A 25,043-nucleotide genomic window follows, 5' to 3' on the forward strand; every position below is an offset into this window, starting at 1 on the left:
AGGGCCCTGTTCATTGCCGGCTCATTCGCCGCGTTCCAGTCGGGCGATCTCCTCGGCACGCGCGGCCAGGATCAGCGCAGCGGCGCGCGCCTGGTCCAGCCCTTCGATGCCGAAGTCCATGACCTCGTCGGCGGCCAGGTCGGACAACTCCTCGCTGGTACGCACGCCGTGGCCGGCCAGCGCATACGCGGTGGCTTCGTCCATGCCCTTCAGGGACAGCAGGTCCTGCGCCGGCTGGCCGTCTTCAAGGCCTTCCTCGACTGCCAGGGCCTCATTGAGCAGCGCATCGCGGGCACGAGCGCGCAGCTCTTCGACGATGTCCTCGTCGAAACCTTCCACGGCCAGCAGTTCGCCGACCGGTACATATGCGATTTCCTCGACGGTGCCGAAGCCTTCGCTGACCAGGATGCCGGCGATTTCCTCGTCCACTTCCAGCTTGTCCATGAACAGCTGGCGGGCCGAAGCCTGCTCGGCCTCCGACTTGGCGGTGACCTGGTCCTGGGTCATCACGTTGAGCTGCCAGCCGGTCAGGCGGCTGGCCAGGCGCACGTTCTGGCCGCCCTTGCCGATCGCCTGGGCCAGGCGGTCTTCCGCCACGGCCAGGTCCATCGAATGCTTGTCTTCATCGACGATGATCGACTGCACTTCAGCCGGTGCCATCGCATTTATGACGAAGTTGGCCGGATTGTCGTTCCACAGCACGATGTCCACGCGCTCGCCATTGAGCTCGTTGGACACGGCCTGCACGCGCGAACCGCGCATGCCGATGCAGGCACCGATCGGATCGGTGCGCTGGTCGTGGGCGAGCACGGCGATCTTGGCGCGGTCACCCGGATCACGGGCACAGGCCTTGATTTCCACCAGCCCCTGGCCGACTTCCGGCACTTCCAGCTTGAACAGCTCGATCATGAATTCCGGGGCGGCGCGGCTGATGAACAGCTGCGGGCCACGCGGTTCCGAGCGCACTTCGGCCAGGTAGCCGCGCACGCGGTCACCGGCGCGCAGCACGTCGCGCGGAATGCCCTTGTCCTTCGGAATGAAGCCTTCGGCGTTGCCGCCCAGGTCGACATAGATGTTGCCGCGCTCGGCGCGCTTGACCACGCCGGTGATCAGCTCGCCGACACGGTCCTTCCATGCATCCACGACTTGCTGGCGCTCGGCTTCGCGCACGCGCTGCACGATCACCTGCTTGGCAGCCTGGGCGGCGATGCGGCCGAAATCCGGGTTTTCGATCTGCTCTTCGATGTAATCGCCGACGTCCACGCCTTCGGCTTCGTCGACGGCATCCATCAGGCGGATCTGGCGATCCGGCGATTCCATGACCACGTCATCGGCCACCACTTCCCAGCGGCGGAAGGTTTCGTAGCTGCCATCCTTGTGGTCGATGACCACGCGGGTCAGCACTTCCTCGTCGGGATAGCGCTTCTTCGCTGCCGAGGCCAGGGCGGCCTCGATGGCATCGAAGATCACTTCACGCGGCACGCCCTTCTCGTTGGCGACTGCGTCGACTACCAGCAACAGTTCCTTGCTCATTGGCTCACTCCGCGCGCGGCTTCTTTGCCGCCGGCTCGTTGGAAGAAGAATTCGTTTTCGGCTTCGGACGCTTCGGTGCCGGACCGGTCGGCTTGCTCGGGGCGAGCCCCAGCGCGACCCAGTCGGGCATGATCCGTGCCTTGTCGATGTTGTCCGCCGACACGACCACTTCGGCCTTGTCGACAATGAAGGTGATGGCGCCCGCGGCTTCGTCGATCGCCTCGATGCGGCCCTGCAGGCGACGACGGTTGTCCTGCGGCAGCTTCAGCGTGACCTTGGCCGATTCGCCGAGGTGGCGGCCGAACTGTTCCAGATTGAACAGCGGACGATCGACACCCGGCGAAGACACTTCCAGCGTGTAGTTGCCGCTGATCGGGTCTTCGACGTCCATCTGTGCCGACACTTCGCGGCTGACCCGCTCGCAGTCGTCGACATTGATGATGCGCTCCGGCTGCTCAGCCAGCGGCACGTCGATGTAAAGGCGCAGGGTCGCACCGCCGGGGGCCGGCAGATATTCAACGCCCAGCAGCTCCAGGCCCAGCGACACAACGGTCGGGGCGAGCAGATTCGCGATGTCGGTTGCCTTGTCGCTCACAGCCTGCCTTGATCTCTTGGTTGGGTGCCGGCCTTGGCCGGCGTGGAAACATGACGCCCCGGAAACGACAAAGGGCCCGCTGGGCCCCTTTTCCGGAAAGACTCCGGTGACTGGATTCCGGTTGCAACCTGCATTGCCTGCCGGTTGCGGCCCTCCTTCCGGGTGTGGACTCCCGCTGGGAGGCCGCCTTCAGGGGTACTGCTAGGCCGCTGATGATAGCGACTGCACCGCGCTGGTGCAAGGCTTGGACCACCCTTGAACCTGCCGCTGCGCTCGCCGGGCATGGCCCCGCGGATCGAGCGGAAGCACAAAAGAAAAACGCCTTCGAAGCAGGACTTCGAAGGCGCATTCTTTACTTGGTAGCGGGGGCAGGATTTGAACCTGCGACCTTCGGGTTATGAGCCCGACGAGCTGCCAGACTGCTCCACCCCGCATCAGAAGCGGAATTATGAGGCATAGCTTCAAAACATGCAAGCTTTTCCTCATTCATCAAACCGGTTGGCGCCGATATGAAGTTGGTAGCGGGGGCAGGATTTGAACCTGCGACCTTCGGGTTATGAGCCCGACGAGCTGCCAGACTGCTCCACCCCGCACCGGAAGTGTTTGAACTGCTGCCCCTCTCTGGCGAGGGAGGCGCCCTGCAACGATGTTCTGGCTGAACCGCTGCAGTGACAACTCAGGCTGCGCATATTACACGAATCGCGCAGCTTTGTGTCAACTTTTATGCAATATGCGCAAATGCCTTCTGGCACCAGATCATGATCGGGTTCCAGGCCAGGCCCAGCGCCAGCAGCGCCAGTGCGTTCACGCCCAGCACCAGGCCCAGCACGCGGTCGTTGCTTCGCGGCATGGCCTCGCCTACCGGCTCATCGAAGTACATGACCTTGATGACGCGCAGGTAGTAGAAGCAGCCGACCACGGCACACAGCACACCCAGGATGGCCAACCACAGCAGGCCACCGTTGATGGCTGCGCCCAGCACCGCCAGCTTGGTCCAGAAGCCCAGGAACGGCGGGATGCCAGCCAGCGACGCCATGATGCACAGCACCAGGCCGGCCATCCACGGGTTGCGGGCATTCAGGCCCTTGAAGTCTTCGATGTTCTCGGCTTCGAAACCGGCACGCGACAGCGCGATGATCGCACCGAAGGCCGCGGTCGACATGATGGCGTAAGCCAGTGCGTAGAACAGCGCGGCGGCATAGCCCTGCGAACCGCCACCAGCAATGCCCATCAGCAGGAAGCCGATGTGCGAAACGGTGGAGAACGCCAGCATGCGCTTGAGGTTGCTCTGCGCGACGGCCATCAGGTTGCCGATCACCAGCGAGACCGCGGCCAGGCCGGCAATCAGCAGCTGCAGTTCGGCCGACAGCGGGCCCACGCCCATCTCCAGCAGGCGGTAGGCCATGCCGAAGGCAGCCAGCTTCGGTGCCGAGCTGATGAACAGCGCGATCGGTGCCGGAGCCCCCTGGTAGACGTCGGGCAGCCACATGTGGAACGGCGCGGCACCCAGCTTGAAGGCAACGCCGGCGATCATGAACACCGCACCGGTGATCAGCAGCACGCGCTCTTCCGAGTGCGGGATGGCCTCACGGATCACGTCCAGGTGCAGGCTGCCGGTGGCGCCGTAGATCAGCGACATGCCGTACAGCAGCAGACCCGAGGCCAGCGAGCCCAGCACGATGTACTTCATCGCCGCTTCCGACGCCAGGCCGTTCTCACGGTTGCTGGCAACCAGCGCGTAGGAGCACAGCGCCAGCAGTTCCAGGCCCAGGTAGACCATCAGCAGGCTGCCGGCCGAGACCAGGATCATCATGCCGGCGGTGCCGAACAGGATCAGCACGGGGATCTCGCCCTGGAACAGGTTGCGGTCACGCAGGTAGCGCCAGCCATAGACCAGGGTCAGGCCGCTGAGCAGAACGATCCCGGTCTTCATCACGTCCGCGGCGGTATCGCGCACGAACATGCCATGGAAGACCTCCCCCTGCCCGCCCACGCCGGTGGCCAGCATGAACAGCACCACGGCCAGCGCAGCGAGCGAGAACAGGTGGGTGACGAGCTTGTTCCGGTTGCTGACGAACAGGTCGAGGATCATCAGGGCGAAGGCGCTGCCGATCAGCACCAGCTCGGGGGCGAGCGGTGGCAGGTCAGCGGCGGTCAATGGCAGCAGCGGCGAGGTGGTCATCATCAAATCCTGGAATTACAGCAGCTTGCTGGATGCGATCTGCATCGCCAGCTTCGCGATCGAGGGCTCCATCAGGTCGGTCAGCGGCTTGGGGTAGATGCCCAGGGCCAGCACGCCGATGGCGAACACGCCCAGCACCAGCCATTCGCGGCCGTTGATGTCCTTCAGTTCGGCAACATGGCTGTTCGCCACTTCGCCGAAGAAGATGCGCTTGTACAGCCACAGGGTGTAGGCGGCGCCGATGATCAGGGTGGTGGCCGCGCCCAGCGCGATCCACGGATTACGCTGGAAGGCCGCGAGGATGACCATGAACTCGCCGACGAAACCGCTGGTGCCCGGCAGGCCTGCGTTGGCCATGAAGAACAGCATGGCGAAAGTGGCAAACCAGGGCATCACGTTGACCACGCCGCCGTAATCGGCGATGCGGCGGCTGTGCATGCGGTCGTACAGCACGCCGACGCTGGAGAACATCGCGCCGGACACGAAGCCGTGCGAGATCATCTGCACCATCGCGCCCTGCAGGCCCAGGCGGGCGGCATCGGCGTTGCCGGCTTCACGCACCAACCACAGGGCGATGAAGGTACCCAGGGTGACAAAGCCCATGTGCGCGATCGACGAATAGGCGATCAGCTTCTTCATGTCGTCCTGCACCAGCGCGACCAGGCCGACGTAGATCACCGCGATCAGCGACAGCGCGATCACCAGCCAGGCCCATTCCTGCGACGCGTCCGGGACGATCGGCAGGTTGAAGCGCAGGAAGCCGTAGCCACCGATCTTCAGGGCGATGGCGGCCAGGATCACCGAACCGGCGGTCGGCGCTTCCACGTGGGCGTCAGGCAGCCAGGTGTGGACCGGGAACATCGGCACCTTGACCGCGAAGGCGATCAGGAAGGCGAAGAAGATCCAGGTCTGTTCCTTGGCCGACAGCGGCAGCGCGTACAGGTCGGCCAGCTGGAAGCTGCCGCCCTTCATGTACAGGTAGATCAGCGCCACCAGCATCAGCACCGAGCCGAGGAAGGTGTACAGGAAGAACTTCAGCGCGGCGTAGATGCGGCGCGGGCCGCCCCAGACACCGATGATCAGGAACATCGGGATCAGCATCGCTTCGAAGAACACGTAGAACAGCATCGCGTCCGTTGCGGCGAAGATACCGACGGTGACACCTTCCAGGATCAGGAAGGCCGCCACGTACTGGTTGACGCGCTTGTCGATCGCGCTCCAGGCACCGATCAGGGCAAGCACGCTGACCAGCGTGGTCAGCAGGATCAGCGCCACGGCAATGCCGTCCACGCCCAGGTTGTAGCCGATCTTGTACGCCGGGATCCAGGCATGGGTCTCGACGAACTGCATGCCGTCGACACCCGCGTTGTAGCCGCTCAGCAGCGAGAGGCTCGCCACGAAGGTCAGCACGGCGACGCCCAGGGACGCCCAGCGGGCGGTCTGCGCATCACGGATCGCAAGGATCAGGGCGCCACCGATGATCGGCAGCCAGATGAGGACACTGAGTAGAGGCCAGTTCGACACGTCTTCTTATTCCGTACAGGTCATCAACGCAGGTAATGCATCAGCACGCCCAGAAGGGCAATCAGGCCGATGATCATCGCGAAGGCGTAGTGATAGAGGAAACCGGATTGGGTACGACGCAGCACGCCGGCTGCAACGTCCACAACACGTGCCGAAAGATTGACCACGCCATCGACGATGTTGCTGTCGATCCAGCGCGAGACCTTGCCCAGCTTGACACCGCCACCGGCAAAGCCATCGATCCACAGCTTGTCGAAGCCGTACTTGTTTTCCAGCACCGACACCAGCGGAGCAAAGGTCTTGCGCGCCTTGCCCGACAGGTCCGGCTTCCACAGGTAGAACAGCGCGGCCAGCAGGAAGCCTGCCAGGGTCAGCCAGAACGGCGGCAGCATCATGCCGTGCAGCGCGAACGCGACCGGGCCATGGAACTCCTCACCGAGGAAGGCAACGGTGTTCTTGGCCGGATCGTAGAAGTCCACGACACCGGTGAAGAACGTCTGTGCCTGGCCCTTGATCGCCGCGTGAGCGTGATTACCCGCCCAGTCGGTACCGTGCAGCATTGGACCGATGCTGAAGAAACCGATGGCGATCGACGGGATGGCCAGCAGGATCAGCGGCAGGGTCACCACCCACGGGGTTTCGTGCGGCTCATGCGGACCGTGGCCATGGCCGTGGTCGTCATGGTGCGCGTCGCCATGATGCGCATCAGCAGCGTGGTGATCGTCATGGCCATGGCCATGATCGTCATTGTGCGCGTCGCGGAAGCGCTCCTTGCCATGGAAGGTCATGAACAGCAGGCGGAAGCTGTAGAAGCTGGTCACCAGCACGCCACCCAGCACAGCCCAGTAGCCATAGGTGGCCACCCAGCTGTTCTGCATGTGGGCGTGGATCTCGGCCGCTTCGATGATGGTGTCCTTCGAGTAGAAACCGGAGAAGAACGGCGTACCGACCAGGGCCAGGGTACCGATCCACATGGTGACGAAGGTGATCGGCATGTACTTGCGCAGGCCGCCCATCTTGCGCATGTCCTGCTCATGGTGCATCGCGATGATGACCGAACCGGCACCCAGGAACAGCAGCGCCTTGAAGAAGGCGTGGGTCATCAGGTGGAACACGGCCGCCGAATAGGCCGACACGCCCAGTGCGACGGTCATGTAGCCCAGCTGCGACAGCGTGGAGTACGCGACGACGCGCTTGATGTCGTTCTGCACGATGCCGATCAGGCCGGTGAAGAAGGCCGTGGTCGCACCGATGAACAGGATGAAGTTCAACGCGGTCTGCGACAGCTCGAACAGCGGCGACATGCGGGTGACCATGAAGATACCGGCGGTCACCATCGTCGCGGCGTGGATCAGTGCCGAAATCGGGGTCGGGCCTTCCATCGAGTCCGGCAGCCACACGTGCAGCGGGACCTGGGCCGACTTGCCCATGGCACCGATGAACAGGCAGATGCAGATGACGGTGGCGATCGACCAGATCACCGGCTCATTCAACAGCTGCATGCCGAACATGGTGCCGTCCCAGATCTGCAGCTGGGCGCGCGGGTCGGCCAGCATGCCGGCCTGCGAGAACACCTGCGAGTAATCCAGGGTGCCGAACACCCACAGCACGCCGGCAATGCCGAGCAGGAAGCCGAAGTCACCGACGCGGTTGACCAGGAACGCCTTCATGTTGGCGAAGATCGCGGTCGGGCGCTTGAACCAGAAGCCGATCAGCAGGTACGACACCAGGCCCACCGCTTCCCAGCCGAAGAACAGCTGCAGGAAGTTGTTGCTCATCACCAGGGTGAGCATCGAGAAGGTGAACAGCGAGATGTAGCTGAAGAACCGCTGATAGCCCGGATCGTCCTGCATGTAGCCGATCGTGTAGATGTGGACCAGCAGCGACACGAAGGTCACCACCACCATCATCATCGCGGTCAGCTTGTCGACCATGAAGCCGACATGGGCCGAGTACTGGCCGACTTCGAAGAACGTGTAGATGTTCTGGTTGAACGGTTGCGCACCGCCCCACAGCAGCTGGTAGAGCGTGTACATCGACAGACCGCAGGCCACCGCGACGCCGAGGATGGTGATGGTCTGCGCACCGAAGCGCTTGACCTGGCGACCGAACAGGCCGGCGATGATGCTGCCGAACAGCGGTGCAAGCACCACTGCGATCAACAGACTCTTGGAGAGAGTGATTTCCATCTGTGGATCAGCCCTTCAACGAATCGACTTCGCCGACATTGATCGTGCGTCGGGTACGGAACAGGGTCACCAGGATCGCCAGGCCGATGGCGGCTTCCGCGGCGGCGACGGTCAGGATGAAGAACACGAACAGCTGGCCGGACGGATCGCCCAGCTGACGCGAGAAGGCGACGAAATTGACGTTCACCGACAACAGCATCAGCTCGATCGACATCAACAGGACGATGACGTTCTTCCGGTTGAGGAAGATGCCGGCCAGGCTGATGGCGAACAGCACCGCGCCAAGCGCAAGCATGTGGCCAAGGGTAATCACGGCTGGGTCTCCTCGCCGGTGGCCGGCTTGCTGTTGCTGTGCACGACCGGCGCTTCGGCGTCCATCTTGACCATGCGCAGGCGCTGGCCGGCCTTGACCATGGTCTGCTCGCCCGGGTTCTGGCTCTTCACGCCGGTACGGCGACGCAGGGTCAGCATCACGGCGGCCACCACGGCCACGGTCAGGATGACCGCAGCGAACTCGAACGGCAGCAGGTACTCGGTGAACAGCGTACGGGCCAGCCAGGTGACGTTGGAGCTGTCGGCGGCGAGCGCGGCGGCGTTGTCGGCCGGGAACGGGGTGACCGCCCTGCCCTTCACGCCGATCAGGATCAGCATCTGCACCAGCATCGCCACGGCGACGATCAGGCCGACCGGCAGGTAGCGCACCCAACCCTCTCGCAGCTTGGTGGGATCGATGTCGAGCATCATCACCACGAACAGGAACAGCACCATCACAGCGCCGACATACACCAGCACCAGTGCCACACCGAGGAACTCGGCGCCGACCAGCAGCCACACGCAGGCGATGGAGAAGAAGGTCAGCACCAGACACAGAACGGCATGCACCGGATTGCGCACGCTGATCACCGCACCGGCCGAAACCGTTGCCGCGATGGCGAAGACCCAGAAAGCGATATTTACCCAATCCATCTCTCGACCTCAGCGGTAAGCGGCATCGGCGGCGCGACGCTCGGCGATCTCGGACTCGAGACGGTCGCCCAGGGCCAGCAGCTGCGGCTTGGTAACGATGTTTTCGCCACGATTCTCGAAGTGGTACTCGAGGATGTGGGTTTCGACGATCGAGTCCACCGGGCAGCTTTCTTCACAGAAGCCACAGAAGATGCACTTGAACAGATCGATGTCATAGCGCGTGGTACGGCGGGTGCCGTCCTCGCGCTTGGCCGAGTCGATGGTGATGGCCAATGCAGGGCACACCGCTTCGCACAGCTTGCAGGCGATGCAGCGCTCTTCACCGTTGGGGTAACGGCGCAGGGCGTGCAGGCCACGGAAGCGCGGCGACTGCGGGAACTTCTCCATCGGGTACATCATCGTGTACTTGGGCTTGAAGCTGTACTTCAGCGTCAGCCAAAGGCCGCCCAGCAGTTCGAGCAGCAGAAGGCTCTTGAAGTAATGGGTAATCCTGTTCATCACTTAGACGCCCTTTTGAATCACGCCGAAGAACACCATGACGGCGGTAACCGCGATCCACAGAATGGCCAGCGGGATGAAGACCTTCCAGCCCAGGCGCATGATCTGGTCATAGCGGAAGCGCGGGAAGCTGGCACGGAACCAGATGTAGGCACTGGCGAAGAAGAACACCTTGACGAACAGCCACGGTGCACCGCCCTTCCAGATCCAGTCGACCAGCGGCGAGATATCGCCCGGGTTGACCCAGCCCTGGATCGGGCTCAGCCAGCCGCCGAGGAAGAAGATCGAGATCAGGAAGCTGATCAGGATCATGTTGGCGTATTCGGCCAGGAAGAACAGCGCGAACGCACCGCCCGAGTACTCAACCATGTGGCCGGCGACGATTTCCGATTCACCTTCCACCACGTCGAACGGCGCGCGGTTGGTTTCGGCAACGCCCGACACCCAGTAGATGACGAACAGCGGGAACAGCGGCAGCAGGAACCAGTCGAAGAAACCGGAATTGCCGGCCTGCGCCATCACGATGTTGCTCAGGTTCAGGCTGCCCGACGCGATCATCACGCCGACCAGGGCGAAGCCCATGGCGATTTCGTAGCTGATCATCTGCGCCGAGGCACGCATCGCACCCAGGAACGCATACTTCGAGTTGGATGCCCAACCGGCCAGGATGATGCCGTAGATGCCCAGCGAGGTCATCGCCAGCAGGTACAGCAGGCCGGCGTTGGCGTTGGACAACACGATCTGCGAATCGAAGGGGACCACCGACCAGGCCGCGAAGGCCGGAGCCAGGGTGATCAGCGGTGCCAGCAGGTAGATCGCCTTGTTGGCGCTGCTCGGCTGGACCACTTCCTTGAACAGCAGCTTGAAGACGTCGGCGAAGGCCTGGAAGATGCCCATGCCCACGTACATCGGGCCGTGGCGGACGTGCATCCAGCCGATCAGCTTGCGTTCCCAGACCACGTAGAAGGCCACCGAGATGATCACCGGAACGGTGATCACCAGGATCTTCAGGATGATCCAGATCAGCGCGCCGATGTCACCGAGGCCAAGCAGCCACTGGTGCAGCGGGTCGACCGCGTTCAACAGCAATTCGTTCATGCAGCCACCACCGTTACGCGAGCGGCACCCAGCGGCGCAGTCGCGCCGTGGCCCGATTCAATCCAGACCGAACCCGCAGCGACGCGGGCGTCGATCACCACCGGCAGGGTGGCCTTGCCGGCATCGGTGCCGACCTTGGCCATCTGCCCTTCCTGCAGCTGCAGGCGAGCGGCGTCTTCAGCGTTCAGCACGATGCGCGGCGCGTTGTTGAGCGGATGCGACTGCAGCGCCGGGGCGCGACGGACCACCGCATCGGTGCGGTAGATCGCGGCGGTCGAAGCCACTTCCAGGCCTTCACCGGCAACCACCGGCTGCGCCGAAGCGGCAACGGTGACCGACACCGGGGCCAGGCTGGCACGCAGGCCGGCCAGGTCGGTGAAGTCGAAACCGGCCAGCGCCATGTCGCCGCCCAGTGCGCGCAGCACGCGCCAGCCCTCACGGGCCTCGCCCGGCAGCTTGCCGCCGGCACGGGCCGACTGCTCGCGACCATCGAGGTTGGTCAGGGTGGCGTCGATTTCCGGCAGCGCACCGATCGGCAGGATGACGTCGGCAACGTCGCGGGTGGAGACGCAGGCGAACTGGCTGAAGGCCACCACCTTGGCACCGACCAGCGCCTTGCGCGCGGCGGGAGCGTCAGCGAAGTCCAGACCCGGCTCCAGGCCGTACACCACGTAGGCCTGGCGCGGTTGCGCCAGCATCTCGGCGACGTCCTTGCCGGCCGGCAGCACGCCGGCGCGGGTCAGGCCAACGGCGTTGGCGCCCTGCGGTATGCGGCACAGCTTGGCACCGGTGGCGGCGGCGAACTCACGCGCAGCGGCGCGGATCGCGGCAGCCTGCGGATGGTTTTCAGCGATGCCACCGACGATCAGCACGGTGTTGTTGCCGCCCTGCACCGCCGAACGCAGCTCGGCGTTGGCCAGCGCGTCGACGAACTTCGACGGCGCGACGATCTGCTTGCCGGCGATGCTGAAGGCGAAGTCGAAGTCCACCGGGTTGACGACGTGGATCTTCGCGCCATTGGTGGTCTGCGCCTTGCGCAGGCGAGCGTGCAGCAGCGGCAGTTCGTGGCGGATGTTGCTGCCCAGAACGACGATGCGGTCGGCGCCTTCGATCTCGGCGAGCGGCAGGCCGAACACTTCAGCGGTTGCAGCGTCGGAGAAATCGCGGTTGTTGATGCGGTGGTCGATGTTGCTCGAGCCCAGGCCCTTGGCCAGGCGGGCCAGCAGCGCGCCTTCCTCGTTCGAGGTCGACGGGTGCACCAGCACGCCCAGGTTGTCGCCCTGGTTGGCCTTGAGGATCTCGGCAGCGGCGGCCAGGCCTTCGGCCCAGCTCACTTCCTTCCACTCGCCATTGACCTTGCGCAGCGGCTTGACCGCACGGTCTTCGCTGTACAGGCCCTGGTGCGAGTAGCGGTCACGGTCGGACAGCCAGCACTCGTTCACGGCTTCGTTGTCGCGCGGCACGGTGCGCAGCACTTCACCGCGACGCACGTGCAGGAACAGGTTCGAACCCATGGCGTCGTGGTAGCCCAGCGATTCGCGCGCGGTCAGTTCCCACGGACGGGCGCGGAACTGGAACACCTTGTTGGTCAGCGCGCCGACCGGGCAGACGTCGACGACGTTGCCCGACAGCTCGGTGGTCAACGGCTTGCCGTCGAAGGTACCGATCTGCAGGTTCTCACCGCGGTACATGCCACCCAGTTCATAGGTACCGGCAACGTCGGCGGTGAAGCGGACGCAGCGGGTGCACTGGATGCAGCGGGTCATCTCGGTGGCGACCAGCGGGCCCATGTCCTCGTCCGGCACCACACGCTTGCGCTCGTTGAAGCGGCTGACCGAACGGCCATAGCCCAGCGACACGTCCTGCAGCTCGCACTCGCCGCCCTGATCGCAGATCGGGCAATCCAGCGGATGGTTGATGAGCAGGAACTCCATCACCGAGCGCTGGAACTTCAGTGCCTTCTCGCTGCGGGTGGCGACCTTCATGCCATCCATCACCGGGGTGGCACAGGCCGGCGCCGGCTTCGGCGACTTTTCAACGTCCACCAGGCACATGCGGCAGTTGGCGGCGATCGGCAGCTTCTCGTGATAGCAGAAGCGCGGAATCGAAATGCCGGCCTTGTCGGCGGCCTGGATGATCATCGAACCCTTGGGTACGACCAGCGACTTGCCATCGATCTCGATGGTCACGTGATCCGGTGGCACGCTCGGGTTTACGGGTTGCGCGCTCATGCGGCGGCTGCCTCCACCTTCTTGCCGTCAACCATCGAATGACCGTTGACGATGTAGTACTCGAATTCGTCCCAGAACTGGCGCAGGAAGCCCTGGATGGGCCATGCAGCCGCTTCACCGAACGCACAGATGGTGTGGCCTTCGATCTGGCCGGCCACCGCCTTCAGCTGGTGCAGGTCTTCCATCGTGGCCTTGCCGGCCACGATGCGCTCCAGCACGCGGTGCATCCAGCCGGTACCTTCACGGCACGGCGTGCACTGGCCACAGGATTCCTTGTGGAAGAACTGGCTGATGCGGCAGGCGAACTTGACGCAGCAGACGCTGTCGTCGAGCACCACGATCGCACCCGAACCCAGGCCGGAGCCCAGCGCACGGATGGTGTCGTAGTCCATCGGCAGGTCCTTCAGCTCGGCCGCGGTCAGCACCGGCATCGACACGCCGCCCGGGATCGCGCCCTTCAGGGTGCGGCCCGGACGCAGGCCACCGGCCATCTGCAGCAGATCGTGGAAGGTGGTGCCCAGCGGCACTTCGAAGTTGCCGCCGTTCTGCACGCAGCCGGACACCGAGAAGCACTTCGGGCCGCCGTTGGCGGTCAGGCTCAGACCCTTGAACCACTCCGGACCGTTGCGGATGATCGCCGGCACCGAACCGTAGGTTTCGGTGTTGTTGATCGTCGACGGCTTGCCGTACAGGCCAAAGTTGGCCGGGAACGGCGGCTTGTAGCGCGGCTGGCCCTTCTTGCCTTCCAGCGATTCCATCAGTGCGGTTTCTTCGCCGCAGATGTACGCGCCGGCACCCAGCGCACCGTAGATGTCGATGTCCACGCCCGAGCCCATCACGTTCTTGCCCAGCCAGCCATTTGCATAGGCGTCGGCCAGGGCCTGCTCGAAGTGCTCGAACGGCTCGTGGTGGAACTCACCGCGCAGGTAGTTGTAACCCACGGTCGAACCGGTGGCGTAGCAGGCGATCGCCATGCCTTCCACCACCGAATGCGGGTTGTAGCGCAGGATGTCGCGGTCCTTGCAGGTGCCCGGCTCGGATTCGTCCGAGTTGCAGAGGATGTACTTCTGCATGTTGCCCTTGGGCATGAAGGACCACTTCAGGCCGGTCGGGAAGCCCGCGCCGCCACGGCCGCGCAGGCCCGAGGCCTTGACCATCTCGATGACCTGCTCCGGCGGGATCTTCTCTTCGAGGATCTTGCGCAGGGCGGCATAGCCACCAGTCTTCAGGTAGCTTTCGTACGACCACGGGGTGTCGTAATGCAGGGTGGTGTAGACCACCTGGTGCGGCAGCGGCGCAGGACCGACCGGCCCCTTGGATTCGTGGTGATGTGCCATGCCCTTACTCCAGCCCGTCCAGCAGCTCGTCGACCTTTTCCAGGGTCAGACGCTCATGGTAATGACCGTTGATGACCATCATCGGTGCGCCACCGCAGCCTGCCAGGCACTCTTCCTCGCGCTTGAGGTAGACGCGGCCGTCCGCGGTCGATTCACCGTGCTTGATGCCCAGCTTCTTCTCGCAATGGCGGACGATGTCCTCGGCGCCATTGAGCCAGCAGCTGATGTTGGTGCAGATGGCCACGTTGTTGCGGCCCACCTTCTCGGTCTCGAACATCGAGTAGAAGCTGGCGACCTCGTAGGCCCACACCGGCGGCAGATCAAGGTACTTGGCCACGCCGGCGATCAGCTCGTCGGTCAACCAGCCCTGGTTCTGCTCCTGGGCCGCATGCAGGCCCTGCAGCACTGCAGAGCGCTTGCGGTCCGGCGGGAACTTGGACAGCCAGTGATCGATGTGAGCGCGGGTCTTGTCGCTCAGCACCACCATCGGGTCGACGTCGCGCGCCGCCTCGAAATTACCTGTCGCCTTCATCGGCCGACCTCAGCGAAATGCATAACGTGAAATTGCAGAAACTGCGGCGCCGGCTTGCGCCGGCTGCCTGCAGCGGGCGTTGGCGTGGCGGACGGCATTACCGGTCAACCTCGCCGAACACCAGATCGTAGGTGCCGATCATCGCCACCACGTCGGCCAGCATGTGGCCGCGCACGATCGAGTCGATCGAGGACAGGTGGGCGAAGCCCGGCGCGCGAAGGTGCACGCGGAACGGCTTGTTGGCGCCATCGGAGACCAGGTAGCAGCCGAACTCGCCCTTGGGGGCTTCAACGGCGGCGTAGGTTTCACCGGCAGGCACGCAATAGCCTTCGCTGAACAGCTTGAAGTGGTGGATCAGCGCTTCCATGTCGTCCTTCATGTCCTCGCGCTTGGGCGGAGCGACCTTGAAGTTCTTCACCATCACCGGGCCCGGGTTGGCCTTCAGCCACGCCACGCACTGCTTGATGATGCGGTTGGACTCGCGCATTTCGGCGATGCGGACCAGGTAACGGTCGTAGCAGTCGCCTTCCTTGCCCAGCGGGATGTCGAAATCGACGGCATCGTACTTGGCGTACGGGCGCTTCTTACGCAGGTCCCAGGCAACGCCCGAGCCGCGCAGCATCACACCGGTCATGCCCCACTGGTGGGCCAGTTCGGGCGTCACCACGCCAATGCCGACGGTACGCTGCTTCCAGATACGGTTGTCGGTCAGCAGGGTCTCGTATTCGTCGACACGGCCCGGGAATTCGTTGGTGAAGTTCTCCAGGAAGTCCAGCAGCGAACCTTCGCGCGCGGCGTTGAGGTTCTTCAGGGCCTTGCCCTTGTGCCAGCGCGATTCCTTGTACTTCGGCATGTGGTCCGGCAGGTCGCGGTAGACACCGCCCGGACGGTAGTACGCCGCGTGCATGCGCGCGCCGGAGACCGCTTCATAGCAGTCCATCAGCTCTTCACGCTCGCGGAAGGCGTACAGCATCACCGCCATTGCGCCCAGATCGAGGGCGTTGGAACCCAGCCACATCAGGTGGTTGAGGATGCGGGTGATTTCATCGAACAGGGTACGGATGTACTGCGCACGCTCCGGCGCCTCGATCCCCATCAGGGTCTCGATCGAGCGCACGTAGGCGTGCTCGTTGCACATCATCGACACGTAATCCAGGCGATCCATGTAGCCGATCGACTGGTTGAACGGCTTGGACTCGGCCAGCTTTTCGGTACCACGGTGCAGCAGACCCACGTGCGGGTCGGCGCGCATGATGGTTTCGCCGTCCATTTCCAGGATCAGGCGCAGCACACCGTGGGCGGCCGGATGCTGCGGGCCGAAGTTCATGGTGTAGTTGCGGATTTCCTGCCGGCTCTCGGCCGGGCTGCTGGCGAATGCTTCGCCGGCCTGGTGTACGTGGCTCACTTCACTGCCTCCTGCGCGCGCTCACCTTCTGCGGTCTGCAGGCGGGCGTCGTCGCGGATCACGCGCGGCACGCCGACACGCGGCTCCACCGAGGTGACCGGTTCGTAGATCACGCGCTTCTTTTCTTCGTCGTAGCGGACTTCGACATTGCCGATCAGCGGGAAGTCCTTGCGGAACGGATGACCGACGAAACCGTAATCGGTCAGGATCCGGCGCAGGTCCGGGTGGCCTTCGAAGATCACGCCGTACAGGTCGAACGCTTCGCGCTCGAACCAGTTCAGGCCCGGCCAGATGCCGGTCAGCGAGGACACCACCGGCAGCGCTTCGTCAGGGGCGAAGCAGCGCAGGTGCATCATCAGGTTGTGCTGGTACGAACGCAGCTGGGCGACCACGGCGAAACGCTGGGTCGGCATGTGCTGCGGGCGGGCGCCGTCGGCACCGTTTTCCTCGGTGGGGAACTCGCCCCACGCGAAACGGCCCTGGGCCTTGCCTTCGACACCACGGCTGAAGCCCTGCGAGGACACATCGGCGGTGTCCCACTCATCGGAGCCATAACCGAGATAGTCGACGCCGCAGAGATCGACGGCCTGCTCGAAACCAAACTCGTCACGCAGCGCCAGGGCGGTGGCGTGCCACTCGGCGGCAGGCACTTCCAGCGTCACTTCGCCGCGGGGTTCGACCACGATGACCTTCGCACCTGCGAAACGTGCGGAGAGTCGGTCGATGAAGGATGCTTGCTCTGCCATGGGGGCTTGGCGCGCTCTTGTCAGGTGAAGGGGTCAGCGGGCGATGGTCTGTGTACGCCAGATCTTCTTCTGCAGCTGCAGGATCCCGTACACCAGCGCCTCGGCGGTCGGCGGGCAGCCCGGGACATAGACGTCCACCGGCACCACGCGATCACAGCCGCGCACCACAGAATAGGAATAGTGGTAGTAACCACCGCCGTTGGCGCAGCTGCCCATCGAGATGACCCACTTCGGGTCCGGCATCTGGTCATAGACCTTGCGCAGCGCCGGGGCCATCTTGTTGACCAGGGTACCGGCCACGATCATCACGTCGGACTGACGCGGCGACGGACGGAACACCACGCCGTAGCGGTCAAGGTCCAGGCGCGCGGCACCGGCATGCATCATCTCGACCGCACAGCAGGCCAGGCCGAAGGTCATCGGCCACATCGAGCCGGTACGCGCCCAGTTCAGCAGTGCGTCGACGCTGGTGGTGACGAAGCCCTTTTCCAGCAGCGGGTTGTCGCCTTCCGGCCGCAGGATGTCATCAACCCGGCCTTCCGGCGTCGGATTGTTCATGAGGCCATCGAGAGTCTGAATCACTCCCATTCCAGCGCTCCCTTCTTCCAGACGTAAATGAAACCGAGGAACAGCATGCCGACGAACAGGCCCATGGTGATGAGCGAACGCGCGCCCAGCTCCATGAAGACCTGGGTCCACGGCACGATGAAGATGATTTCCAGGTCGAAGACGATGAACTGGATCGCGATCAGGTAGTAGCGCACGTCGAACTTCATGCGCGCGTCTTCGAAGGCTTCGAAGCCGCACTCGTACGGCGACAGCTTTTCCAGATCGGGGCGGCGGGGACCGAGGAATCGGCCAACCAGCATCAGCGTAATGCCGATACCGGTGGCAACGATCAGAAACAGCAGAGACGGCAAATATTCGGCCAGCACAGCGATTCTCTCTTGCCTCTGCCGCTGCGCCTGCAGGCGCTTTGGCATGGGGGAGTGGACGGGAATCTGCCTGGCGCCTTGCGCGCCAGACGAACCCGCTTTACTTACAAATGGTGCCCAAGAGGGGACTCGAACCCCTACGACCTAAGTCGCTACCACCTCAAGGTAGTGCGTCTACCAATTCCGCCACCTGGGCAAACGATCACATCAGACTATCTTCCCGATGCGCCGCGTATTGTAACCGGCTTCAGTGTTTCTGGGAGCCTTCCGAAGGCTTTTCTTCACCAGAAACCGAAGATTCCGCCTGAGCCGGCACAGTTGCGGCCGGAACCGGGGCGGCCGGGACCGCATCGGCCTTCGGAACGGCCGGCAATTCGCCCGCCGGGGCCGCCGGAGCGGTCACCGCCGGGGCGGACATCAGACCCAGATCCTGCTCGGCCGCCGGACGGGTGCCGTGACCGGCATACCAGGCCATGAAGAGGCTGATGCCGAAGAACACGACTGCCAGCCACTTGGTGGACTTGGACAGGAAATTCGAAGCGCCGCGCGCACCGAACACCGTACCCGAGGCACCGGCGCCAAAGCCCGAACCCGCCGCCGCACCCGAACCACGCTGCATCAGGATCAGCGCGATCATGGCCACAGCGACCAGCACGTAGACGACATTGAGGATCAACATCAGCATTGAAAACCGCCCTCGGACAATACTTCTAGGATTAGTTCGCGGCCGCCGCCCGTGCGATGGCCAGGAAGTCCGCGGCCACCAGGGAGGCGCCACCGACCAGCCCACCATCGACATCCGGCTGCGCGAACAGTTCCCCGGCATTGTCGGGCTTCACGCTACCGCCGTAAACAATGGGCAGTGAATCAGCGATTCTAGCATCGATACGCGCGACTTCGCCACGGATGAACGCGTGCACCTGCTGCGCCTGCTCCTTGCTGGCGGTACGGCCGGTACCGATGGCCCAGACCGGCTCGTAGGCAACCACGGCCTTGGCGAAGCCTGCCGCACCGACCCGTTCCAGCACCGGCGCCAGCTGGCTGGCGATGACCGCCTCGGTCTGCCCCGCTTCGCGCTGCTCCAGGGTCTCACCCACGCACAGCACCGGCACCAGGCCGGCATGCTGGGCGGCGGCGAACTTGCGGGCAACCAGCTCGCTGCTTTCATGGTGGTACTGGCGGCGCTCGGAGTGGCCGACCAGGCCATAGCGGGCACCGACCTCGACCAGCATCGCCGCGCAGACCTCGCCGGTATAGGCCCCCTTCTCGTTGCTGCTCACGTCCTGCGCGCCAAAGGCAAGGCCGGTTTCGCCGAAGTCCTCGACCAGCTCCCCCAGGTACGGCAACGGCGGCAGGATCACCACGTCCACCCCCTCCAGCGGCAGCCCGGCGGCCACCTGCCCCAGCAGTTCATTGGCGAATTGACGGCTGCCATGCAGCTTCCAGTTTCCGGCGACGATCTTGCGGCGCATGAGCGGGTGGCTCCTGTGTGAAGTCAGCCGGTCATGATACCCGTTACGGCAAAAATCCGTTTCCTTGTAAGCGGTTACATGGATTTTCAGCCAACAGCGCAGCCCCTCGTGGCGGGGTGGGGTTGGTCGCGGAGAGCCCCGGCTGGATTTGTGGGGTTGGCCGGGCGGGTGGGACTGGCGAGGGACGCCGTGAACCCATCCCTGGGGGCTTGGCCGCGGCATCCATGCCGCGGACACCCTCGCCAGCCCCACCCGCCCGGCCCATGACACATTGCGGCGGTCCGCCCGCCACGGAAAGAAAAAAGAAGATCAAAAGCAAAAGCGAAAGCAGAGCTTCGGCCCCCTCCCCTGCTTTAGCTGCCGGGGTCAGATCCCTTTTCCTGCGGAAAAGGGATCTGACCCCTACCCCACACGCATGGCGTGGATCTACCGTGTCGACCAAGGTCGACACCTACCGGAAATCGCGAGTTACCCGCCGTCACCGGGAAACTGTCGAAGGCGGGGAGGTGTCGGATGGCGGAGTGTCCGCGGCATGGATGCCGCGGCCAAGCCCCCATGGACGGGTTCACGGCGTCCCCGCCATCCGACACCTCCCCGCCTCCCCACGGAACATCCCAGAGCCGCTTTGGCTTTGGCTTTGGCCTTGGCTTCGGCTTCGGCCTCTGCGGGTGCAGGGCGCAGCCCTGCAAAGAAAAAGGCCGCCTTTCGGCGGCCTTCACTTCTCATTACTTCAGCTTGATCTCGCGCAGGCGCTCCTCGAGGAAGCCGTGGGCGGTGATCGGCTCCGGGTACCGGCTCGGGTTCTCCGGGGTGATGCAGGACGGCAGCACATCGATCAGGAAGTCCGGGTTCGGGTGCAGGAAGAACGGTACCGAGTAGCGCGGCTGGCGCGCCAGCTCACCCGGGGGGTTGACCACGCGGTGGATGGTCGACGGATACACATGGTTGGTCAGGCGCTGCAGCATGTCGCCGATGTTGACCACGATGGTGTCGGCGTCCGAAGTGAACGGCACCCACTCGCCATCATGCGACTGCACTTCGAGGCCGGCGGCACTGGCGCCGACCAGCAGGGTGATGAAGTTGATGTCGCCATGGGCGCCCGCACGCACGTTCGGGATGTCGTCGGTGGTGATCGGCGGGTAATGGATCGGACGCAGGATCGAGTTGCCGAAATTGGTCTTGTCGGCGAAGAAATTCTCCGGCAGGCCGATGTGCAGGGCCAGCGCCGACAGCACGCGCGAACCCAGGTTGTCCAGCGCCTGGTACAGGCCGTAGCCACGCTCACGGAAGCCCTCGACCTCGGTCGGCCACAGGTTCGGGGCCATCACATCGCGGTACTTGGAGTCGTCGGCGATCTCGCGGCCGATGTGCCAGAACTCCTTCAGGTCGAAGTGCTTGGAACCCTTGGCGGTTTCAACACCGAACGGGGTGTAGCCGCGGGCGCCGCCGCTGCCGGCCACGTGGTACTTGCGCTTGACCTCATCCGGCAGGGCGAAGAAGGCCTTGAAGGCACCGTAGGCCGCGTCGATGTCGGCCTGCGGGATGCCGTGGTTGCGGATGCCCGCGAATCCCCATTGGCGGTAGGCCGCGCCCAGCTCGGCCACGAAGGCTTCGCGGTCGCTGTCGAAACGGGTGATGTCGAGGGTCGGGATCTGGCTCACAGCGGTTCCTGGCTTGTCGTTGGGTCTGAAACGGGCCTGCGCATTCAGGGCCCGCCTGAACATTGTGACAGATCGCCCGGCGAACGCGACTCGATACAAGGAAACAAACCGATACAATGCGCGACCCGAGCACATTTAACGATTCAATCACGTTGGTGCCGCGCGTTTCTTCCAGCCACCCGACCCCGCCCGCACCATGCCCTCCGACCCAGCCGACACCACGCCCGTAGCAGATACCGCCCGCCACTGGCGCCGGCTGGCCTGGTGGTCGCTGTTCGTGGCCGGCAACGCGATCCTGGCCGCAGCCATCACTGTTGGGAACGTGCCGCTGACCGACAACCCCGGTGGCGCAATCGGCCTGGTTTACCTGTCCGTCGCCCTGCCCGGCCATCTGCTGGCATTCGGCGCGCTGGCCGGCCTGTTGCCACTGCTGCTGGGACTCTGGCAGCGCAACGCACGCATCCTGAGTGTCAGTGCAGTGCTGCTGCAGGGCCTGTGGCTGTGCCTGCTGCTGGTCGACGCCAAGGTGTTCACCCTGTACCGCTTCCACCTCAATGCCATGGTGGTGAACATGGTCTTCGGTGGCGCACTGCAGGACCAGGTAGCGCTGTCCTGGAAAACCTGGCTGCAGGCGGGCCTGCTGGTGGCCGCCATCTTCACCGCCGAAGGCCTGCTGGCCTGGGCCTGCTGGAAGCTGCTGCCAGCCCTGCCCCGTCGGCGCACGGTACTGCAGGCCTGGGCGGTGGTCGCACTGCTGATGGCCGGCGGCCAGGTCGCCACCGCCTACTACGATGCCCGCGGCGACCGCGATGTGATCGCGCAGTGGAACTATCTGCCGTGGGCACAGCCGATCACCGCCAAGAGCTTCATGCGCAAGCTCGGTGTGGTCAGCGAACAGCAGGCCGGGCTGCCAGATCCGCGCCACGCCCAGTTGCAGTATCCGCTGCAGCCGCTGCGCTGCCAGAACCCGCACCGCCCCAACGTGCTGATGGTGGTGCTGGAGTCGCTGCGCCACGACGTCCTGACCCCCCAGCTGATGCCCAATGCCTCGGCGCTGGCACAGGGGTCGCGTGTATACGACCACCACTTCAGCACCGGCAACGCCACCCGCTATGGCCTGTTCGGCCTGCTCTACGGCCTGCCCGGTGGCTACTGGCAGAGCATGCTGGACGAACAGCGTGGCTCGCAGCTGTTCCAGGTACTGCGCCAACAGGGCTACGACCTGCACCTGTATGGCAGTGCGCCGCTGTACAGCCCCGAATTCGACCGCACCGTGTTTGCCGACGTCCGCGATCAGCTGCATCAAGGACCGTCCGAACTCGGCCCGGATGGCCGCGACCGTGCCATCGTCGCTGCGCTGCAGAAGGACATCCGTACCAGCCAGGCGGCACAGCAGCCCTGGTTCGGTTTCGTGTTCCTCGACTCCACCCACGCTGGCTACCACCTGCCTGCCAGCTATCCGCCGGTGGCCACACCGATGGCCAAGGAAATCGACTTCCTGAAATTCGGCCCCGACCACGACCCGACGCCGGAGCTCAACCGCTACCGCACCGCCGTGCACTACGCCGACAGTCTTATCGGCTCATTGCTGGACGACTTGCGCGCGCAGGGTCTGGCCGAGGACACCATCGTCCTGGTCACCGGTGATCACGCCGAAGAATTCAACGACCTCAAGCTGAACTACTGGGGCCACAACGGCAACTTCTCCGATTACCAGCTGCAGGTGCCGTTCGTACTGCACTGGCCAGGCCAGGCCAGCGGCATTCAGACACGCACCAGTTCCCACGAAGACTGGGTGCCGACCCTGATGCGCCACGCACTGGGCTGCGAGAACGCGCTGACCGACTTCAGCACCGGCCAGGACCTGCTGGGCGAACCCACGGGCCAACGCGCACTGGTGGTGGAAAGCTGGTCGCAACGCGCGGTCCGCCACGGCGACGCCATCTACGTGTTCGACAAATTCGGCAACGCAACGGCGCTTGACCTGCGTTACCGCCCGCTGCCTCAGCAGGTCCCGGACTCCGCCGCCGTCCGCTCTGCATGGGAAGCGCTGACCCGCTTCCGCAACCGCTGACCCCCAAGGATCATCCCGCATGAACCGTCCGCTGCGCATCCTGCATACCGAAGCCGCCAAGGGAATGGGCGGGCAGGAGATCTACATCTTCCGCCACATGCAGGTGATGCGTGCGCGCGGCCATGATGTGTCGCTGCTGTGCCAGCCGGATGCACGGCTGGCCAAGCTGGCGCGTGATGACGGTTTCACCGTGCACGCGCTGCGCATGGGCGGGCTCGCCCGCCTGCTGCGCGGAATCTGGTCGGTGTCACGACTGGTCCGCCGCGAACGTTACGACGTGGTCAATACCACCAGCCGCCGTGACGCGCTGATCGCCGCTGCAGGTGCGCGTCTGGGCGGTACGCCGCTGGTGGTGCGCTCGCGCCATCTGATGAGTCCGGTCAATTCGCTGCTGACCTATACCAGGCTTCCACACCGGGTTCTGACCGTCAGCAGTTTCGTCAAGCAGCTGCTGGTCGACCGTGGCATACCGGCCGAGCATATCGGCATCGTGCCGCCGATCGCGGTGCCGCCGCGCTGGAGCGAGATCCGCAAGGCCGATCCCTGGCAGTGCCTGCAGGAGGTGCGCGCGCAAGTGCGTGCCGAGCTCGGTTTCGGCGAACGGGACATCGTGGTCGGCTGCGTGGCGGTGCTGCGTGAGCCCAAGGGCCATGCCGACCTGCTGCAGGCGATGGTTCCCCTGTGCAAAGCCAACCCGGACCTGCATCTGGTCATCGTCGGCGATGGCCAACAGGTGATGGAACGGCTGCGGGCGCTGTGCGCAGAGCATGGAGTGCAGCAGCAGGTACACCTGCTGGGATACCGCGATGGCGCCTGCCGCCTGATGGCCGGCTTCGACATCTTCGCCCTCGCCTCACACAAGGAAGCGGCCGGTACCGTATTCCTGGAAGCGGCCTATGTCGGTGTACCGATCGTGGCCACCCGGGTCGGCGGCGTACCGGAAATGGTGGTTGATGGCAGCAATGCGATCCTCACCCGCCTGGGCGACAATGCAGCCTTGACCGGTGCCCTGCGCCTGCTGGTGGACGATCCACAGCGGCGTCGGCAGATGGGCCGCGCCGGCTGGGACTGGATGCACAGCGCACACCGTTTCACCCCGGACGGTCACGGCGAGACCACCGAACACTATTACCACCAGTGGCTGAAGGAGCTGGGACATGGCTGAGGCCCGAACCGTACCGGTGCTGATGCACCATCACGTCAGTCCTTCACCGGGCATGATCACGGTGTCGCCGGAAAACTTCGAGAGCCAGATCGCGTGGCTGGCCGGCAATGACTGGACGTCGCTGACGCTGGACCAATATGCCGGCTTCCTCGCCGGCAAGCCGGTACCACGCAAATCAATCGTGATCACCTTCGACGATGGCTACCTGGACAACTGGGTGTATGCGCATCCGATCCTGCACAAGTACGGCATGCACGCAGTGGTGTTCGTGGTCACCGGCTGGATGGGCGAAGGCCCGGAACGCCCGCATGCAGGCATCGAAGGGGCAACGCTGCCTGCCACCCCGGACCACCGGGGCTGCGAAGCGGCGATCTACGAACAGGACCGCAGCGACGATGTGATGATGCGCTGGAGCGAAGCGCGCGCCAGCATTGCCGCCGGCACCTTCGAGATGCATTGCCATACCCATACCCATACGCGCTGGCTGCGCCGCACCGACCTGGACCGTGCGCAGCGCCGCGCAGGCCTGAGCCACGACCTGGCGGTTTCGCGCGAGGTCCTGCAGGACAAGCTGGGCCAAGTCTCGGACACGCTGTGCTGGCCGTATGGCGATTTCGACCAGGACCACATCGAGGTGGCGCGCGAGCACGGCTTCCGCTACCTGCACACCACTCATCCTTTCGGCCGCAACCTGGTCGGAGGCGACCCGGAACGCATCTACCGGTTCGCCATCCGCAACCGGCCGGCCAGCTGGCTGCGCAAGCGCATCAGGCTGAGCTACAACCCTCTGATCGGGCCACTGTTCAATGGTTTCAAGGCGCGGCAGAAGAAGATGGTGCCGGGGCCCTGAGTACCGCGTGCACCGCCCGCGCAAAGAAAAACGCCCCGGCTTCCCGGGGC

22 protein-coding genes and 3 tRNA genes are annotated in these 25,043 nt (G+C 64.4%); 3 read left to right on the plus strand and 22 right to left on the minus strand.

Annotation, left to right across the window (positions count from 1 at the left end; genetic code table 11):
• Positions 1-21: 21 nt before the first annotated feature.
• From nusA to ACZK2G_RS15550, 22 genes are all read right to left on the minus strand, one after another.
• A complete protein-coding gene (gene nusA, locus ACZK2G_RS15445) occupies positions 22-1,533 on the minus strand; it encodes a transcription termination factor NusA (RefSeq protein ID WP_006381058.1) in 1,512 nt (503 codons plus the stop codon).
• Positions 1,534-1,537: 4 nt separating this feature from the next.
• A complete protein-coding gene (gene rimP / locus ACZK2G_RS15450) occupies positions 1,538-2,128 on the minus strand; it encodes a ribosome maturation factor RimP (RefSeq protein ID WP_006381060.1) in 591 nt (196 codons plus the stop codon).
• A 357-nt stretch (positions 2,129-2,485) separates the two neighbouring features.
• Positions 2,486-2,562: transfer RNA gene (locus ACZK2G_RS15455), tRNA-Met, on the minus strand.
• Positions 2,563-2,644: 82 nt separating this feature from the next.
• A tRNA-Met gene (locus tag ACZK2G_RS15460) sits at positions 2,645-2,721 on the minus strand.
• Positions 2,722-2,849: 128 nt separating this feature from the next.
• Positions 2,850-4,310 (minus strand): NADH-quinone oxidoreductase subunit NuoN, encoded by a 1,461-nt coding sequence (gene nuoN / locus ACZK2G_RS15465; protein WP_478473775.1) that lies wholly within the window; start codon positions 4,308-4,310, stop codon positions 2,850-2,852.
• A gap of 15 nt (positions 4,311-4,325) precedes the next feature.
• Positions 4,326-5,834 carry an NADH-quinone oxidoreductase subunit M gene (locus ACZK2G_RS15470; RefSeq protein WP_006381122.1) on the minus strand — a complete coding sequence of 503 codons (1,509 nt, stop codon included), beginning with the start codon at positions 5,832-5,834 and terminating at the stop codon, positions 4,326-4,328.
• Positions 5,835-5,857: 23 nt separating this feature from the next.
• Positions 5,858-8,023 carry an NADH-quinone oxidoreductase subunit L gene (gene nuoL, locus ACZK2G_RS15475; RefSeq protein WP_046983972.1) on the minus strand — a complete coding sequence of 722 codons (2,166 nt, stop codon included), beginning with the start codon at positions 8,021-8,023 and terminating at the stop codon, positions 5,858-5,860.
• Positions 8,024-8,030: 7 nt separating this feature from the next.
• The gene (gene nuoK, locus ACZK2G_RS15480; protein WP_006381125.1) at positions 8,031-8,336 is read right to left on the minus strand and encodes an NADH-quinone oxidoreductase subunit NuoK; all 306 of its coding nucleotides are present in this window, start codon (positions 8,334-8,336) and stop codon (positions 8,031-8,033) included.
• Positions 8,333-8,989 (minus strand): NADH-quinone oxidoreductase subunit J, encoded by a 657-nt coding sequence (locus ACZK2G_RS15485; protein ID WP_046983973.1) that lies wholly within the window; start codon positions 8,987-8,989, stop codon positions 8,333-8,335. The genes nuoK and ACZK2G_RS15485 overlap by 4 nt, the downstream gene beginning before the upstream one ends.
• 9 nt (positions 8,990-8,998) lie before the next feature.
• Positions 8,999-9,487 (minus strand): NADH-quinone oxidoreductase subunit NuoI, encoded by a 489-nt coding sequence (gene nuoI / locus ACZK2G_RS15490; protein ID WP_006381128.1) that lies wholly within the window; start codon positions 9,485-9,487, stop codon positions 8,999-9,001.
• A gap of 3 nt (positions 9,488-9,490) precedes the next feature.
• On the minus strand, positions 9,491-10,585 hold the full coding sequence (gene nuoH, locus ACZK2G_RS15495) for an NADH-quinone oxidoreductase subunit NuoH (RefSeq protein WP_046983974.1): 1,095 nt from the start codon (positions 10,583-10,585) through the stop codon (positions 9,491-9,493).
• Entirely contained in the window at positions 10,582-12,816 is a 2,235-nt protein-coding gene (nuoG, locus tag ACZK2G_RS15500; protein WP_046983975.1) for an NADH-quinone oxidoreductase subunit NuoG, read from the minus strand. Before nuoG ends, nuoH begins: the two co-directional genes overlap by 4 nt.
• Positions 12,813-14,153, minus strand: coding sequence for an NADH-quinone oxidoreductase subunit NuoF (gene nuoF / locus ACZK2G_RS15505; protein WP_012511708.1), 1,341 nt, complete (start codon positions 14,151-14,153; stop codon positions 12,813-12,815). Before nuoF ends, nuoG begins: the two co-directional genes overlap by 4 nt.
• Positions 14,154-14,157: 4 nt before the next feature.
• Positions 14,158-14,685, minus strand: a complete 528-nt coding sequence (gene nuoE / locus ACZK2G_RS15510) for an NADH-quinone oxidoreductase subunit NuoE (RefSeq protein WP_180846260.1) — start codon at positions 14,683-14,685, stop codon at positions 14,158-14,160.
• Between the two features lie 97 nt (positions 14,686-14,782).
• Positions 14,783-16,090, minus strand: a complete 1,308-nt coding sequence (locus ACZK2G_RS15515; protein ID WP_046983976.1) for an NADH-quinone oxidoreductase subunit D — start codon at positions 16,088-16,090, stop codon at positions 14,783-14,785.
• On the minus strand, positions 16,087-16,836 hold the full coding sequence (locus ACZK2G_RS15520) for an NADH-quinone oxidoreductase subunit C (protein WP_005410462.1): 750 nt from the start codon (positions 16,834-16,836) through the stop codon (positions 16,087-16,089). The genes ACZK2G_RS15515 and ACZK2G_RS15520 overlap by 4 nt, the downstream gene beginning before the upstream one ends.
• A gap of 33 nt (positions 16,837-16,869) precedes the next feature.
• Positions 16,870-17,424 carry a NuoB/complex I 20 kDa subunit family protein gene (locus ACZK2G_RS15525; protein WP_005410463.1) on the minus strand — a complete coding sequence of 185 codons (555 nt, stop codon included), beginning with the start codon at positions 17,422-17,424 and terminating at the stop codon, positions 16,870-16,872.
• A complete protein-coding gene (locus ACZK2G_RS15530) occupies positions 17,415-17,771 on the minus strand; it encodes an NADH-quinone oxidoreductase subunit A (protein ID WP_008265012.1) in 357 nt (118 codons plus the stop codon). The genes ACZK2G_RS15525 and ACZK2G_RS15530 overlap by 10 nt, the downstream gene beginning before the upstream one ends.
• 111 nt (positions 17,772-17,882) lie before the next feature.
• Positions 17,883-17,967 (minus strand) — tRNA-Leu (locus ACZK2G_RS15535).
• Positions 17,968-18,018: 51 nt separating this feature from the next.
• The gene (secG, locus tag ACZK2G_RS15540) at positions 18,019-18,456 is read right to left on the minus strand and encodes a preprotein translocase subunit SecG (protein WP_006381136.1); all 438 of its coding nucleotides are present in this window, start codon (positions 18,454-18,456) and stop codon (positions 18,019-18,021) included.
• 31 nt (positions 18,457-18,487) lie between these two features.
• Positions 18,488-19,243: a triose-phosphate isomerase gene (gene tpiA, locus ACZK2G_RS15545; protein ID WP_046983977.1), complete on the minus strand. Its 756-nt coding sequence runs from the start codon at positions 19,241-19,243 to the stop codon at positions 18,488-18,490.
• A gap of 725 nt (positions 19,244-19,968) precedes the next feature.
• Positions 19,969-20,904 (minus strand): isopenicillin N synthase family dioxygenase, encoded by a 936-nt coding sequence (locus ACZK2G_RS15550; RefSeq protein ID WP_136639391.1) that lies wholly within the window; start codon positions 20,902-20,904, stop codon positions 19,969-19,971.
• A gap of 196 nt (positions 20,905-21,100) precedes the next feature.
• On the opposite strand from ACZK2G_RS15550, the gene ACZK2G_RS15555 reads away from it, so the two are divergent.
• The 3 genes from ACZK2G_RS15555 to ACZK2G_RS15565 are packed head-to-tail and all read left to right on the plus strand — an operon-like array spanning position 21,101 to position 24,993.
• Positions 21,101-22,978, plus strand: a complete 1,878-nt coding sequence (locus tag ACZK2G_RS15555) for a DUF3413 domain-containing protein (protein ID WP_295379512.1) — start codon at positions 21,101-21,103, stop codon at positions 22,976-22,978.
• Between the two features lie 19 nt (positions 22,979-22,997).
• On the plus strand, positions 22,998-24,143 hold the full coding sequence (locus ACZK2G_RS15560; protein ID WP_478473777.1) for a glycosyltransferase family 4 protein: 1,146 nt from the start codon (positions 22,998-23,000) through the stop codon (positions 24,141-24,143).
• Positions 24,136-24,993 carry a polysaccharide deacetylase family protein gene (locus tag ACZK2G_RS15565; protein ID WP_478473778.1) on the plus strand — a complete coding sequence of 286 codons (858 nt, stop codon included), beginning with the start codon at positions 24,136-24,138 and terminating at the stop codon, positions 24,991-24,993. The genes ACZK2G_RS15560 and ACZK2G_RS15565 overlap by 8 nt, the downstream gene beginning before the upstream one ends.
• The last annotated feature ends 50 nt before the right edge of the window (positions 24,994-25,043 follow it).

This window comes from Stenotrophomonas sp. 107298_Sma (assembly GCF_056480345.1).